The 13,582-nt window shown below is 67.4% G+C and carries 13 protein-coding genes and 2 pseudogenes; 10 read left to right on the forward strand and 5 right to left on the reverse strand.

The features are described from left to right. The first annotated feature begins 48 nt into the window (after window positions 1-48). Window positions 49-1,455 carry a uracil-xanthine permease family protein gene (locus tag I5Q34_RS21915; RefSeq protein WP_199894002.1) on the forward strand — a complete coding sequence of 469 codons (1,407 nt, stop codon included), beginning with the start codon at window positions 49-51 and terminating at the stop codon, window positions 1,453-1,455. Window positions 1,456-1,465: 10 nt separating this feature from the next. Here the strand turns inward: I5Q34_RS21915 and I5Q34_RS21920 are convergent, their stop codons facing one another. Then, a complete protein-coding gene (locus I5Q34_RS21920) occupies window positions 1,466-2,722 on the reverse strand; it encodes a helix-turn-helix transcriptional regulator (protein ID WP_199894003.1) in 1,257 nt (418 codons plus the stop codon). Window positions 2,723-2,856: 134 nt separating this feature from the next. Between I5Q34_RS21920 and I5Q34_RS21925 the strand changes: the two genes are divergently transcribed. The 4 genes from I5Q34_RS21925 (at window position 2,857) to I5Q34_RS21940 (ending at window position 4,680) form a co-directional block, all read left to right on the forward strand. Beyond that, entirely contained in the window at window positions 2,857-3,042 is a 186-nt protein-coding gene (locus I5Q34_RS21925; RefSeq protein WP_199894004.1) for a hypothetical protein, read from the forward strand. A 44-nt stretch (window positions 3,043-3,086) separates the two neighbouring features. Further along, entirely contained in the window at window positions 3,087-3,332 is a 246-nt protein-coding gene (locus tag I5Q34_RS21930; protein ID WP_199894005.1) for a hypothetical protein, read from the forward strand. Between the two features lie 32 nt (window positions 3,333-3,364). Beyond that, the gene (locus tag I5Q34_RS21935; RefSeq protein WP_199894006.1) at window positions 3,365-3,598 is read left to right on the forward strand and encodes a hypothetical protein; all 234 of its coding nucleotides are present in this window, start codon (window positions 3,365-3,367) and stop codon (window positions 3,596-3,598) included. A 164-nt stretch (window positions 3,599-3,762) separates the two neighbouring features. After that, window positions 3,763-4,680 (forward strand): hypothetical protein, encoded by a 918-nt coding sequence (locus I5Q34_RS21940; RefSeq protein ID WP_199894007.1) that lies wholly within the window; start codon window positions 3,763-3,765, stop codon window positions 4,678-4,680. On the opposite strand, the gene hemC (I5Q34_RS21945) is transcribed toward I5Q34_RS21940, so the two are convergent. Continuing rightward, the gene (hemC, locus tag I5Q34_RS21945; RefSeq protein WP_307811709.1) at window positions 4,677-5,648 is read right to left on the reverse strand and encodes a hydroxymethylbilane synthase; all 972 of its coding nucleotides are present in this window, start codon (window positions 5,646-5,648) and stop codon (window positions 4,677-4,679) included. The genes I5Q34_RS21940 and hemC (I5Q34_RS21945) overlap by 4 nt on opposite strands. Before the next feature lie 87 nt (window positions 5,649-5,735). On the opposite strand from hemC (I5Q34_RS21945), the gene I5Q34_RS21950 reads away from it, so the two are divergent. From I5Q34_RS21950 to I5Q34_RS21965, 4 genes and pseudogenes are all read left to right on the forward strand, one after another. Beyond that, on the forward strand, window positions 5,736-6,239 hold the full coding sequence (locus I5Q34_RS21950; RefSeq protein ID WP_199894009.1) for an NUDIX hydrolase: 504 nt from the start codon (window positions 5,736-5,738) through the stop codon (window positions 6,237-6,239). Beyond that, a complete protein-coding gene (gene hemC / locus I5Q34_RS21955) occupies window positions 6,236-7,189 on the forward strand; it encodes a hydroxymethylbilane synthase (RefSeq protein WP_199894010.1) in 954 nt (317 codons plus the stop codon). Before I5Q34_RS21950 ends, hemC (I5Q34_RS21955) begins: the two co-directional genes overlap by 4 nt. Before the next feature lie 83 nt (window positions 7,190-7,272). After that, window positions 7,273-7,908, forward strand: coding sequence for an HAD family hydrolase (locus I5Q34_RS21960; protein WP_199894011.1), 636 nt, complete (start codon window positions 7,273-7,275; stop codon window positions 7,906-7,908). 42 nt (window positions 7,909-7,950) lie between these two features. Continuing rightward, a pseudogene (locus I5Q34_RS21965) lies at window positions 7,951-8,275 on the forward strand (Lsr2 family protein). Window positions 8,276-9,150: 875 nt separating this feature from the next. On the opposite strand, the gene I5Q34_RS21970 reads toward I5Q34_RS21965, so the two are convergent. Continuing rightward, a complete protein-coding gene (locus I5Q34_RS21970) occupies window positions 9,151-10,914 on the reverse strand; it encodes a recombinase family protein (protein WP_234429367.1) in 1,764 nt (587 codons plus the stop codon). Window positions 10,915-11,007: 93 nt separating this feature from the next. Further along, a pseudogene (locus I5Q34_RS34915) lies at window positions 11,008-11,202 on the reverse strand (hypothetical protein); the annotation flags it as partial. Window positions 11,203-11,381: 179 nt separating this feature from the next. On the opposite strand from I5Q34_RS34915, the gene I5Q34_RS21975 reads away from it, so the two are divergent. Then, entirely contained in the window at window positions 11,382-12,098 is a 717-nt protein-coding gene (locus tag I5Q34_RS21975) for a hypothetical protein (protein ID WP_199894013.1), read from the forward strand. A gap of 86 nt (window positions 12,099-12,184) precedes the next feature. Here I5Q34_RS21975 and I5Q34_RS21980 read toward each other — a convergent pair whose 3' ends face one another. Further along, window positions 12,185-13,390 carry an MFS transporter gene (locus I5Q34_RS21980; protein WP_199894014.1) on the reverse strand — a complete coding sequence of 402 codons (1,206 nt, stop codon included), beginning with the start codon at window positions 13,388-13,390 and terminating at the stop codon, window positions 12,185-12,187. Between the last annotated feature and the right edge of the window lie 192 nt (window positions 13,391-13,582).

A 13,582-nucleotide genomic window follows, 5' to 3' on the forward strand; every position in this document is an offset into this window, starting at 1 on the left:
ATCCCCTTGGCCTCCGCGACGTGCGGGGCGTGGCGAAGGAGAAGGATCATGGCGGGCTTCGGGTGGAAACTGCATGGTGATGGCAAAAGCCTGAAGCCTGGGGACGTGGTCAAACCGGGCGAACGCTTGTCGTGGGGGCGGACCATCGGGCTTGGCGCACAGCACGTGGTCTCAATGATCGGGGCGTGCTTCGTCGCTCCGATTCTTATGGGCCTGGACCCGAATCTCGCTTTGATGGCGTCGGGCGTTGCGACCATTCTGTTCCTGCTGATGACCCGTGGGCGCATCCCCAGCTACCTGGGGTCTTCCCTCTCCTTCGTGGGCGTGGCCGCGGCTATCGCCAGCCAAGGGGGCGATGCCGGCACCTTGACCGGCGCCATGCTCGTGGTGGGGGCCGTCCTCGTGGCCTGTGGCGTCGTGATCCAGGTCCTCGGGGCCCGGGTGATTCATGCGGTGCTGCCCCCGGTGGTGACGGGCGCGGTCGTCATGCTGATCGGCTTCAACCTTGCCCCCGTGACGGCACGTACGTACTGGCCGCAGGATCAGTGGGCTGCGCTCGCCACGATGCTGTTCACCGGGCTGGCGCTCGTGTGCCTGCGGGGATTCTGGTCGCGCATCGCGATCTTCGTCGGCCTGGTCTTCGGGTACACGCTGTCCTGGGTTCTCGACCGGACCACAGGCAAGATCCATTCCGCTGACGGGTCCGGCAAGATCACGGACCACTGGCGCATCGATTTCTCCGGCGTCGCCAACGCGGATTGGATCGGCGTTCCGACCTTCCACTCCCCGAACTTCTCGGCTTCGGCGATCCTGGTGGCGCTGCCCGTGCTGGTCGCGCTCATCGCGGAGAACGCGGGGCACGTCAAGGCCGTCGGCGAGATGACCGGCGACCGCCTGGACGACAAGATGGGCACGGCCATCGTCGCGGACGGCAGCGCAACCGTACTCTCGACCGTAGTGGGCGGGCCGGCCACCACCACGTACGCCGAGAACATCGGCGTCATGGCGGCCACCCGGGTCTACTCGACCGCCGCGTACTGGGCCGCAGCCGGCTTTGCGATCCTGTTCGGCCTCTGCCCGAAGTTCGGCGCGGTCGTTGCCGCGATCCCCGGCGGGGTCCTTGGCGGCATCACGGTCATCCTGTACGGCATGATCGGCCTGCTCGGCGCGCAGATCTGGGTGCGGAACAAGGTTGATTTCGCGAGGCCGCTCAACCTCGTGCCGGTTGCGGCGGGCGTCATCGTCGGTATCGGTGGCGTCTCACTGAAGTTCACCGACAACTTCGAGCTCAGCGGCATCGCCCTCGGCACCCTCGTCGTACTCACGGGCTATCACGCCCTGCACTGGCTTTCACGGGCTGCCAACCGTCAGGAGCCCTCGATCCTGGACGGCGGCACGACTGAGTACGACGAGGGGTTGGGACGTCCCTCAGAGGCCACTGGGCGCGGTGCGTAGGGCGGTCAGCCTATGAGGCGTAGGCGCCGAGGAGTTCACGCACTCCGGCGTGGTCTTGGTGCTGCCGGAACCTGTCGAGCGTCCCGTTCACCCAGTCGTTGAGGCGAGGCGACGCCGTGTGGAAGCTGAGGGAAGCAGCTCGCTCAGCGGAGGCGGTCGCCTCATCCAGGGCGCCGGCATCCAGGTAGGACCCGGCCAGCCAGCAGGCATAGAGGCCGACCTCGCGTGCGTGGGTGTCGTCGTACGGGGTCGTCAGCCCCTCGAGGATGGGTACCGCCTTCTTCGGTTGGCGCAGTTCTGCCCAGCACCGTCCGGCCATGATCTGGGTCTCTTCCCGGTTGATCCAGTAGACCGTGTCCGGCTCTTCCACTCGGGAGGTGTCGCGCTTGTCGTGAGCCGTCTCCGACAACCCGAGGGCACGATCGACCCCTGCCGAGTCCCCGGTGCGGGCGCATGCCCATGCCAGCCGGTCCGACAAGACGACGGACACGGCTGGAAGGACGTCCTTGGGTGCGTTCGCCAGCGATGCCTCAGCCATGGCCACGCCTTCACGGGGATTGCCCGTGGATGCTGTCAGGTACGACAGCTCGGACAAGGCTGTCGCTCCCAAAGTGAAGTTACTGGCCTGATTCGCAGCGCTGGCCGCGGCCTGCGCCAGCTTCCTGGCATGGGGGATACGGCCGGCGTCGAACGCGGTCCATGACGCGAACTGGTACAGCTCGGCAAGAGCAGAGAGCAGCTTGCGCCCCACGGAGTCGGAGTACGTGCCGTGCGCGGCCATCCCTGCGAGGGTGTCGATCTCGGCGATCACCTTCGGGTAGACGGAAACGCCGCCGCTGTAGTCATCAAGGCGCCGCAGCGCTGACAGACGTTGGCCGGCGCGGACTACGTCGGCATGGCCGATGCGGCGGCCCCGCGCCGAAGCTGAGGGGGCGGACAGTGCGATGCCGGCGACAGCCCCGGCTCCAAGGAAAGCCCGACGGTCCACAGGAGGTACCAGCCCTTCCACGTCAAGAACAACCGCATCGGGTACGGGAGTTTCACCGTAACCGGTGAGATCGGCCTCTAGCACCTGTTCGAGGTAGGGCAGCCAGTCCTCTGGGTGCCTGATGCCCTTCTCCCACCGGTACACGTAGTGGCCGGTGCACGTGCCCTTCCTCGCAGCCGCGTCGTCTCCCCACCGGGCGATGTTCAGTAAGCGCGCGAGGCCGTCTTGGGTGAGGCGCCGCGCTGTGCGCAGTTCACGGATCTTGTCGCCGACAGCCATGGGCCTCCCCTTTGGGTTCTCCTGGCATACAAGAGGCATAGCAGTGGCCTACAGCCTGGCATCTATCCCCATGCCCCCGCGCGCCGTTGACTGAACATCAGCCTTCGTGATCGTGATGTTGAGGGAGGACGGCAGTGACGTACCGCACCGGGGCTTTGGTGATGGACACCCGCAACGACAAGCTCGGCGAGGTCATGGAGGAGTGCGCGTCGGTGGTGTGGCTCCGTCCGCCTGGCGGCGGCCGTGAGTGGGAGTGCCCGCGCAGGAACCTGAGGCTGGCCGACCACCAGGAGCTCGCTGCGGCCGGGCGGCAGGCGTGAGCCGTAGCCGCTACCGGTTTGCCGACTGGACGACGACCCAGGATATGAGCACCGCTGCCGAGTACTCCGCCGAGTGCAGGACTCCGGAATGCGACGCGGAGTTCAGCATCCTGGACGACCGCGGGGCTGCCGAGTCGTGGATGTACGCCCACATGCAGAGGACCGGGCACAACAGCTTCTGGCAGACCCACGGGCACCCCGTGATCATCAGCGCGCCGCCGGGCTCCATCCTCGCGGACCATGTTGTCGAGCACGGCAGGGTGGCCGAGCCCGAGAGGTGTCGATGGTGAGGGCGGCTGGACGACTTAACCGGGCTGGAGGGATGCCGCCGGCTGGCCTTCAGATCGGCATGGCCGTCTACGACAGCGCGGCCCAGATGCCCGGAACCCTGACCTCGTTCGAGGGACGGCTCATCCGTATCACGCGCCCTACCGGGTTCAGCTGGGACGCCCACCCGCATCGGGTACGGCGCGCCACTCCGTGGGAGAGGCGGCAGCTCCAGGCGATCGCCAGGCTGCACGAGCAGCGCCAGCGCGCGGCACGAGCCTCCCCGTAGATCCCTGCCCCTCCGCCCTCCCCCTCGGGAGGGGCAGGAAAGGCGCCCGCCCGGCCGTCATGGAAACAGGGCTGTGATCGCCGGGCGGGCCCCCAGTGGACCAACAGCGTGGAGGCGGTCTCCGCGCTGGCACGGTGACGCACTTCTGACTAGAGGAGCAGACTATGCCCGTCCACCGCCCCGCTGTCAGGAACTTCCTTGCCGGTCCTGCCTTGACCCCGGCAGACTTGTCCTTGGTGCTCCTCGTGCGGGAGGACGACGCCCCGGCGAACCACCCCATGCCGACCATTACCCTCAGGGAGATCCCGAAGGTGGTCCGAGAGGCGGCGTCTCTCGGGATTCGGTCGGTGAAGCTCTTCGCCGGAAGCCGCCTGCGCGACGATCAAGCGTCTCAAGCGGCTTCTCCCCACAGCTTGATGGCGCGCTCGATCAGGTCTGCCAAGGACGAGGTCCCCGACGTCGCGATCATGACGGAAACCTGTGTCTGCTCCTACATCAGCAGCGGAGAGTGCTACATCTCGAACCGCGGCGTTGTTGATGTGGAGGCGACGAAGTCGGTGCTAGCCGCCCAGGCGATCACACAGGCCGAAGCTGGCGCCGACATCGTGGGGCCGGCTGCGATGATCCCGGGGAGCACCCGAGCCGTACGAGCGGCGCTGGACGAGGCAGGACACCCTGACGTGTCGATCATGCCCCATCTGATCTTCGACTCGTCCCTGTACGAGGGATACCGGCTCACCATGCGCGCCGTGCCAGCGTCGGGTGCCAGGGCGTTCCAGATCGCTCCGCGGCGAGCCGACCAGGCCGTACGGACTGGGCTCGCCATGGTCGCCGAAGGTGCCGACATGATCTTGTTGGAGCCGGCACTCTTCACGGTGGACACGCTCATCCGGCTGCGCGAGGCGTGCCCGGCCCCGTTGATGCCCTTTTCGGTCAGCGGTGAGTACAACCGACTCGCCCCGGTCGCTGAGGACAGTTCCCGAGACGTTCGGCCTCTGATGGAAGCCCTCACCATGCTCAAGCGGTCGGGGGCCGAGCGCGTGATCACGTACGGCGCGATGGAGATCGCCCGCGAGCTCTAGCTGCGGATCGCGGCCAGGATGCCGTCCGCGCCCCGTTCAAGCAGTTCCCCAGCTACCGCCTGTCCCAGTTCCTCAGGGTTGTCCAAGGGGCCGCTGGCGGTAGCGCGGACCTGCTCTTTACCATCGAGGGAGGTCACCGTGCCGGACAGGCGCAGAACGTCCGCGTCCACTGTGGCGTGGGCCCCCACGGGCACCGAGCACCCGCCGTGCAGCGCGTTGAGCATCGACCGCTCCGCGCGCACGGTCGCGTCTACGACTGCGTCGCCGATACCGGCCAGCAGCTCCCGCAGGCTCTCGTCTCCTTCCCGGACCTGGATTGCGAGCGCTCCCTGGCCGGGCGACGGCGGGAAGGTCTCGACGTCTAGGTGTTCGGAGACTTCGGCGCCGATGCCGAGCCGACCGAGTCCAGCAGCGGCTAGGAGAACAGCGTCAACGGCGCCGGGGCCTTTGAGCCTGCCCAGCCGCGGGGGGACGTTCCCCCTGATTGGCACGGTGACGACGTCGGGGCGCAGGGAGAGCAGCTGGGCGATGCGACGTTGGGCGCCCGTGCCGACGCGGGCTCCAGTCGGCAGCGTGGCCAGGGTGTGGCCGCACAGCACGTCCCGTACGTCTTCCCGGGGGCCGGGCACCGGCAGAACCACCAGGCCCGGTGTCGGTTCGGTGGGCAGGTCCTTAAAGGAATGCACGACGACATCGACGTCTCCCGCGAGCAAGGCGCGCTGCTGCTTGCCGGAGAAGGCGTTCCCGCTCTCCGTCTTCGCTGCGACCTCGGCGAGCGAAGACGTCCGACGGTCCTCGTCGCCGCCTTCCAGGACCACACGCTGCTTGAACGTGACGTGCGGGAACCGCTTGCGCATCGGCCCCAGCCATTCCCTGACCTGCGCTCGGGCTAGACGGCTGGCCCGCGATCCGACAATCACAGTTGTCATGAGATCAACTCCCGCAAGCATGTGCGTTGTTGGACGCATGCTACTGCCGTTGCACGATGCCTTTTTCCGACTAAATGTCGGAGTGTTTTCCGACTCCTTGTCGGCGTTTGCGGATGGAGACCAGACGTGACCGAACGCGTCCCTCGCCCTGAGTTCGAAGCATCCCTCCCACACGCGACGGCGTGGGCCGCCACGCTGATACGTGACCACCTCGGACGCGTGCTGCTGCTGCACAAGACCGGGGCCAGCCCGCGCTCCTGGCACCTCCCTGGCGGCCACCTCGACCACGGCGAGCACCCCATGCAGGCCGCGCTCCGCGAACTGGGTGAAGAAGCCGGCATCGCGCCGGGCCACCACCCGCTGCGACTCATCGGCATGGACTTCTCCCTCCCGGTGCACGGCTGGACCGGTAACCGCATCGCGTACTTCTTCGACGGCGGCCGACTCGAAGTCGAGTACATGGATGCCTGCGTCGAACTGTCCGAGGAACACGACGACTGGGGCCTGAGGGCCATGACCGAATGGGAAACGATGATGAAACCCCCTGATTCCCAGCGCATTCACCTGCTGGTCAAGGCCGCCGCTAACGGCACGGTCGCCTACCTCCACGAGATGGGAGAACCCGCATGAGCAGCCCCGAACTGATTCGGATCGGCACCCGCGCGGCACCCATGGCGCTCGCCCAAGCTGAACAGGTCGCCGAACTGATCCGCAAGCACTCTCCGGACACCCGTACCGAGATCGTCCCCCGCAAGACCGAGGCCGACCTGTGGCAGGGCGAGCTTGCGCGCCTGGGCGGAAAGGGGCTCTTCACCAAGGAAATCGACCAGATGCTTCAGCGCGGCAGCATCGACATCGCCGTGCACTGCATGAAGGACGTTCCCGGGGACAAGCCCATCCCCGAGGGACTGATCTTCGCCGCCTACCTACCGCGCGAAGACGTCCGCGACGTCGTGCTGTTCCCAGAAGGATCAGAACACAGCACACTCGACGACCTCCCTCCCGGCGCGACGGTCGCCACCTCGGCCGTACGGAGGAAGGCGCAGATCCTCCGGGACCGGCCCCACCTACAGGTGGAGCGCGTACGCGGCCTCGTCGGTAACCGCGTGGAAAAACTCGACCAGGGCAAGCACGGTTGGAGCGCCATGGTCCTGTCCCTGGCCGGCCTGTACCGCCTCGGACTCGAGCACCGTGCCGAGCAGTTCCTCTCCGTGGATGAGATGATCCCGGCCGTAGGCGCGGGAGTCATCGGCATCGAATGCCGCCGCGACGACGCGCCGGTCGCCGGGCTGCTCGAACAGCTCAACCACACCAAGACCATGACGGAGCTGACCGCGGAACGCGTCCTGCTCCACGGTCTCCGAGGCCACTGCAACAGTCCGATCGCTGGACACTGCATCACCGGCCCTGATGGCCAGCTTGTCCTCCGGGGCATGGTCTTCACTCGCGAAGGCGCCCAGTTCGTCCACGCCCAGCACTGGGGCGAAGCCAGCAACGACCCGGCCACTTTGGGTGCCCGCGTCTGCGCTGATCTGCTGCGGCAGGGCGCCCGGGAGCTGATCGAAGGCATACCGCACTGATGCCGTCGAGCTGGCGCCCGCGAGAACGAGGGGTTCACATGCCCAATGAGGGGTGGAAAAGGAACTCAGCCAACGCCCCGGTAGTGCTGTTCGACTTCGACGGCACCTTGATCCAGCGGCAGGAGGTGTTCGCGAAGTGGGCAGCCGAGTTCGCCGAGAAGCACGGCGTTCCGCTGGCCTGGCTGCTGGAGGCTGATGCCCGGTGCGCCCCAGGGCGAATGGAATTCTTCGAACGGGTCAAGTCGAGGTTCGGTATGCAGCCGACCGTCGCGGAACTCAATGCGCAGTACCGGCAGCGCATGTCAGAACTGATCACCCTTGATCGGCAAGTACACGCGATGCTCGCCGACCTGCGGGAGAGTGGCTGGCGTCTGGGGGTGGTCACCAACGGTACGGCTGACAGGCAGACTGCGAAGCTCGTCAAGGCGGGCCTGTACGACCTGGTCGATGCCGTGGTTGTCGCCGGCGTGGTAGGCGTGTGGAAACCGGATGCACGGATCTTCCGCCACGCCACTGCAAGGCTCGGTGTCCAGCCCGGCCCGCATGTGGTGATGGTCGGCGACAGCCTCGAACAGGATGTCGCAGGTGCCCGCATCGCTGGATTGTCCACGGTGTGGGTCTCTCACGACCGCCTGCTACCACGCCCAGGCCCGCGTCCCCGGCACACGATCCGCACGGTCACCGAGGCCGGCGAGCTTCTGCGCGACATCGTCAGCTAGGGAGCGAACTCAGGCCCCTAGACTCTCCGCACGGCCCAGAAGATCATCACCATCTACACCGACGACCTGACTGGAGAGGAGACGCGGGAGGCGCAGACGCACACCTTCTTCATCGACGGAGTCGCCTACGAAATCGACCTCGCCCCGGATAGCTACGAGCAGATGCTTCAGGCATTCGGTCCCGTTTGTAAATGCTGCTCGCAAGCAGGGCAGGGGAAAGAAGACGGGTCGGGCAACGGCTCCTCGCCCGAGCTAGGACACTGCTGCTATCCGGGCCTGGGCGAAGGAGAATGGGTACTCGGTCAACGATCGCGGCCGGATGCCGGCAGAGATTCGCGAAGCCTATGCGAAGGCCACGGCGAACTAGCGACTACTGAAAGAAACATCAGAGCGTCCCTCTTTGTGGGGGCCGCTCTTGTGTATAGAGGACCCCCTACACAGTAGATGTCGGTGTCCTTTGGCCGTTTCCTGGACGCCGAGGAGCGGAAGAGTGCCGAAGGTCACGGGTCAGCCCTTCGATTAATTCATTCATGCGTCCGTCGCAGCGGAAACGGCGCGCCTGGCCGGCCTGCGCCACACTGTGATACCCCGTGCCGGCCTGCGCTCCCCCCTTGGTTCGCCGTACGAGCGGCGCCGGCGGGGCGAGCTGAACCTTCATACCCGTACATGGCCGGAGAACGGGCCCCGCGGCGGGTCCTGAATGAAAGAATGTGGGCATTACCCCCGGGCGTAAGTGCTGAATGAATTAATAAATGAGTGAGCGGGATCACGCCTCGGGAATTAATTCATTAATTCACGTCGAAATACCCAAGGGAGACGTATGTCACTCGGTTGGATCTTGACGCGGCTGGCTTGTTAATCTTATTTAGCGCGTGCGCGCGCATTCCCTCTAAGAAATCAATAAAAAATGAGAGATGTGACCCACGTCACGCCCCCCAAAGTTGACCAGTAACCTCGACCTGCGTAATGTTCTGGGTGTCGGAAAGAGCAAGACTCCGACAGGGCCAGGAACCACGGCCCAGATAGACCGCAGTGGTTCAGCCGCATAGACCGCGTAGGACTCGCTCCTAAAGGGTCGCAGCCGCTAGTGTCGCGTGATCCATGTGGTGTCACTTGAGGCTGGTCGGCTCGTTGAGCCGGCTCAGCCCGGTGAACGGGGCTATCCAGGACGGCTCCGACGCCGTGATCACACCAGCCACACCAAGATCATCTCACCCGTGACCAGCAGTTACGGGACAACCCTTAGGCAGCCATTTCAAGATCCTTTGGCTTCGGTGGAGGCGCCACCCACAGCGGCCACACCGTGCACTTCGTCTCCGGGTCTCGACCACGGTGGACCCGAACCTCACGGATCAGAGCCCGCAGGATCAGCCGCTGATCTCCCGGCTCAGCCACCGCGTACACTTCCATCGCCGAGGCGACTGCCGCCGCCTCCGGCCTGGCGATGATCTTCGGCCTCTCCTTGATCTTCTTCTCCAGAAGAGCGCTCTCCTCGCGGAGAGCGCTCTTCTGCGTTTCGTACTCTGCGCGCCTCCGCCGAGCGGCCTCCTTGCTGATCGTCTCCTCCAGCACGGAGTCGGTGAGCTTGTCCTCCTTCTGGCGGATCGCGGCCAGGGCCACCTTGATCTCTTCCAGCCGCTTCAGCTCGTCCGAGACCGTAGTGCTGCCCTTGGCCTGGACCGCAGCCATCCGCACAGGCAGGCTCTCTGCCCCGGCCGGATCGCTGGCCACCTGCTGGCTGAGGAACGCCAGGACTGCTCGCTCCGCCGTTTCGAGAGTGACGTACACACCTCCGCCGGGGCAGTCCTTGAATTTCATGTGCCTCGTGCACCGGAAGAGCACGTCACCGGGATGCGGCTTCCCGTCCACCCATGGCTTCTGCTGCTTCTTCGCTCGAAGCATCGAGTGCATGCCGTACCCGCACCCCGAGCAGGTGAGCACCCCGGACACCTGGTACTTGGCCGCGTGGCTGTGCCCCTTGTCGTCGTGGTCCTTGCCCTTGAGACGCCTTTCGACGTACGCGTCCCAGATGCGCTCGCACTCGACTTCGTCTTCGAAGACGGCCTGGTGCTTGCCCCGGTAGTACAGGTACGCGGTGATGTCGCGATGCGCACTCTTCCGCTTCGTCTTGGTGGTCCCGTCCTCACGGGTGATCACCGTGTACAGCTCCTCGGGCAGCGAGTACCGGACGAAGCCGAGCCCGAAGCCGGTGTCCAAGATCGAATAGAGGTCCCCGGCATCGATCTCGCGACCGGTCCAGTTCACGATCCCCTTCATGCGCAGCCAGAGAACCATGCTGCGCACGGAGACGCCGGCCACGTAGTCCAGGTAGAGCCTGGCCAAGATCGGGCCCGTCAGGGGGTCGATCTTGAGGATGCCTTCCTTGCACTTCGGGCACTTGTCCATCGGCTTGCCCGGCTCGGGCGGAGGGCAGGTATCGCAGCGGTAGTACCCAAACTTGCCGCGTGCCGCCGAGCCATGTGGAAGACCGTGGTTCTTCCGGCGCTCGATGGTCGCCTTCCACATGTCCGACTTCTGGTTGGACTCCAGCTCGGCGATGTTGAGCATCTGAGCGATGGCGAAGCGACCGATGGTCGTCTTGCCGTCGAAGTCTTCGTGCGCGGCCCGGACCTCGATGCCGTAGGCAAGGAGGTCGTCCAGGTGCTGAAGGGACTCCTTGAGGTTCCGGCCGAAGCGCGACCAGATCCACAAGATCAGCACGTCGAACTCTTTGTTCCGGGCCATCTCCTTGATCTGGTTGATGGCCCGGTCTTCGAACTCCCGACCGGACTCTCCGAGGTCCATGATCGGTTCGAGGGTTACCTCGATATCGTTCGCATCCGCAAGCTTCTGTGCATGCCCGATCTGAAGCTCCGGGCTGATCATGTCGGCCCTGGCGGTGGAGACGCGGACGTAGATGATCCCGCGCTTCTTGCGTTTAAAGGTCTCGGGGATGCTCTCGTCCTGCGCGGGGCGCAGGCGTATGGGGGCTGGAGCAGGGGCCATGATGTGCACGTCCTCGAACGTAGGTGCCGTTTGCACCCGCAGCTCCGGGACGAAAGTCCTCTACCCCAGGGACGGAGGTCAGTAATGCACTCCCGGAGCGACGAACGACGCCCCGAACATGGCGACCACGTGCTGTGCGCCGAGACCCGCGGTCCGGGGCCAGGAAAGCCGTTCGTCCGGCCTGACGACCGCCCCGGGTGCGGGAGTGCGCCCGTCGCCGTGCAGGGTCCAGCGCACGCCGAGGCCCATGACTGCTCCAAATGTGCTCGATGTGGTGATCCGAATCATGTTAAGCGGGCGTGAGGAGTGCCCCGTACGACGTCTCGGCCCGGCGCGGTGCGGGAGGGGCTGCTGCGATCGGCGCAATTAACACCTCGTAAGGCTGTATGCCCGGTCGCCCCGGCTGATCCCCGGTCGGTGAGAGGTAAGCGTGAGTTGTCCGATTTCCTGCAAACCAGGAGACATACATGCGTAAGCTCGTCGGCCGCTCAGCGGTCGCCGCGGTTCTCGCCGCGGGCGTCATCGTTCCGGCTGCCGGGGCGGCCATGGCCGCGCCCCAGTCCCCGTCCGTGCCGAAGGCGGTGAGCTGGGACGACGACCACGGCCGTGACCGCGACCGCGACCGGGACCGTGACAAGGGCCGTGACCGCGACAAGGGCCGTGACAGGGACAAGGGCCGCGACCGTGACCGCGACCGGGACTGCGACAAGGGCCGCCACCACCGCGACCGTGACCGGGACTGCGACCGCGACCGCTGGCGCGACCGGGACTGCGACCGTGGCGGCTGGGGTCACCACGGCGGCTGGGACCGGGACTGCGACCGCGGTGGCTGGGGCCACGGCGGCCACGGCGGTTGGGGCCACGGTGGCTGGGGCCACATCAACATCTGGTCCGGAGGCTGGGGCGGTTGGGGCCACGGTGGCGGCCACCACCGTGGTGGCTGGGACCGGGACTGCGACCGTGGCGGCTGGGGTCACCACGGTGGCTGGGGCCGTGACGACTGCGACGGCGGCTGGAAGCACCGCGGTCGCGACTGCGACGGCTGGAACGACGGCTGGGGCCACGGCGGCCACGGCGGCCACGGTGGCTGGGGCCACGGTGGAGGCTGGGGTCACGGCGGTGGCTGGGGTCACGGCGGCGGGCACTGCCGCAACTCCTTCAACCTGCTGGGCATCAGCCTCTGATCCCACGCTCGCCCTCTGACGTCCCCCCTTCCACCGCGGGCCGTGCGACCGGAACTCCCGGTCCCGCGGCCCGCGGTGGCGTGCGGTCAGCCCTTCGTCGCCGGAACGCTCCGGGAACGCCCGGCGGAACCGGCGGCCGGTACGCGCAACGCGCCCGCGGCGGCCGCCAGCAGCGCGGCCAGGACGGTCACCAGCCCGAACGAGACGGTCAGGGAGGTGGCGTCGGCGACCTGGCCGATGGCCGACGGGGCGATCAGGCCGGACGTATAGGTGATCGTCGCGACCCCGGCGATGGCCTGGCTGGGCTCGGGCCCGCTGCGGGCCGCCGCGGCGAACGCCAGCGGGACGACCACCGCGATCCCCAGGCCCAGCAGGGCGAAGCCGGCGATGGCGAGCACGGCGTGCGGGGCGGTGACCACGGCCAGGCCCCCGGCGCACGCCAGCACCCCGCCCGACCGCACGGTCCGCACCGGGCCGAACCGGCGCACCGCCGCGTCCCCGGCGAACCGGGCCACCGCCATCGCGCAGGAGAACGCCGTGGTGCAGGCGGCCGCGAGGCCCGCCCCCGAGCCGATGACGTCCCGCAGGTAGACCGCGGACCACTCCAGGCTCGCCCCCTCGGCGAAGACCGCGCAGAACCCGACGGCCCCGATGACGAGCGCGGCGCGCGGCGGCCGGGCGAACCGTGGCGGCGGGTGCTCCTCCGCCCGGGGGCGCAGGTCCAGCACCCCGGCGCAGACGACGGCGCCCAGTACGGTCAGCACGGCGGCGGCGACGCCCAGGTGCGGCCGGGCGTCGGTGCCGGCGTGGGCCGCGAGCGTGCCCGCCGCCGAGCCGGCCAGCGCCCCGGCGCTCCACATCCCGTGCAGTCCGGACATGATCGGACGGCCGATCCGCTCCTCCGTCTCCACGCCCAGCGCGTTCATGGCGACGTCCGCCAGGCCCGACGCCGCCCCGTACGCCAGCAGTGCCGCGCAGAGCACCGGGAACGCGGGGGAGAGGGCCGGCAGCGCCAGGGACGCGCACCACAGCGCGAGCAGCAGGCGCAGTGCCGAACGGGAGCCGAGGCGGTGGGTCACCCGGCCGGCGAGCGGCATCGCCAGCGCGGCACCGATCGCCGGGAAGGCCAGGGCGATCCCCAACTCGCCCGGTTCCAGGGAGAGATGGTCCCGGATCCACGGGATGCGGGTGGCGAAGTTCCCGGTGACCGCCCCGTGGACGGCGAACACCAGGGCCACGGCCCGCCGGGCCCGGCGCGGAGCCGTCCCCTCCGTTCCTCCGGTGCCGTCCATCCCCGCCTCCCCCTGCTCCGCCCCGACGTCGCGGCCCCTGCGAGCACCGTACGCGGCGGCCGAGTGACCTGCCACACGCTCTGTCAAGTGCCGTGGACACCGCGCCGCGGTCCGGCGTACGCTCGGACGCGTCGGAGCTGTGAAGGTTCAATCAACCCGCGGCCCGCACACACGAGACAAGATCACATCACG

Source organism: Streptomyces sp. AV19 (assembly GCF_015999245.1).
Taxonomy (GTDB): Bacteria; Actinomycetota; Actinomycetes; order Streptomycetales; family Streptomycetaceae; genus Streptomyces.

Bases quoted from the DNA above. Each gene is read 5' to 3' on its own strand.
- I5Q34_RS21980 (WP_199894014.1), bottom strand. From the start codon at position 13,390: ATGGACGGCACCGGAGGAACGGAGGGGACGGCTCCGCGCCGGGCCCGG.
- I5Q34_RS21970 (WP_234429367.1), bottom strand. From the start codon at position 10,914: ATGGCCCCTGCTCCAGCCCCCATACGCCTGCGCCCCGCGCAGGACGAG.
- I5Q34_RS21940 (WP_199894007.1), top strand. From the start codon at position 3,763: ATGCCCGTCCACCGCCCCGCTGTCAGGAACTTCCTTGCCGGTCCTGCC.
- I5Q34_RS21930 (WP_199894005.1), top strand. From the start codon at position 3,087: ATGAGCACCGCTGCCGAGTACTCCGCCGAGTGCAGGACTCCGGAATGC.
- I5Q34_RS21920 (WP_199894003.1), bottom strand. From the start codon at position 2,722: ATGGCTGTCGGCGACAAGATCCGTGAACTGCGCACAGCGCGGCGCCTC.
- I5Q34_RS21915 (WP_199894002.1), top strand. From the start codon at position 49: ATGGCGGGCTTCGGGTGGAAACTGCATGGTGATGGCAAAAGCCTGAAG.
- I5Q34_RS21935 (WP_199894006.1), top strand. From the start codon at position 3,365: ATGCCGCCGGCTGGCCTTCAGATCGGCATGGCCGTCTACGACAGCGCG.
- hemC (WP_307811709.1), bottom strand. From the start codon at position 5,648: ATGCGTCCAACAACGCACATGCTTGCGGGAGTTGATCTCATGACAACT.
- hemC (WP_199894010.1), top strand. From the start codon at position 6,236: ATGAGCAGCCCCGAACTGATTCGGATCGGCACCCGCGCGGCACCCATG.
- I5Q34_RS21975 (WP_199894013.1), top strand. From the start codon at position 11,382: ATGCGTAAGCTCGTCGGCCGCTCAGCGGTCGCCGCGGTTCTCGCCGCG.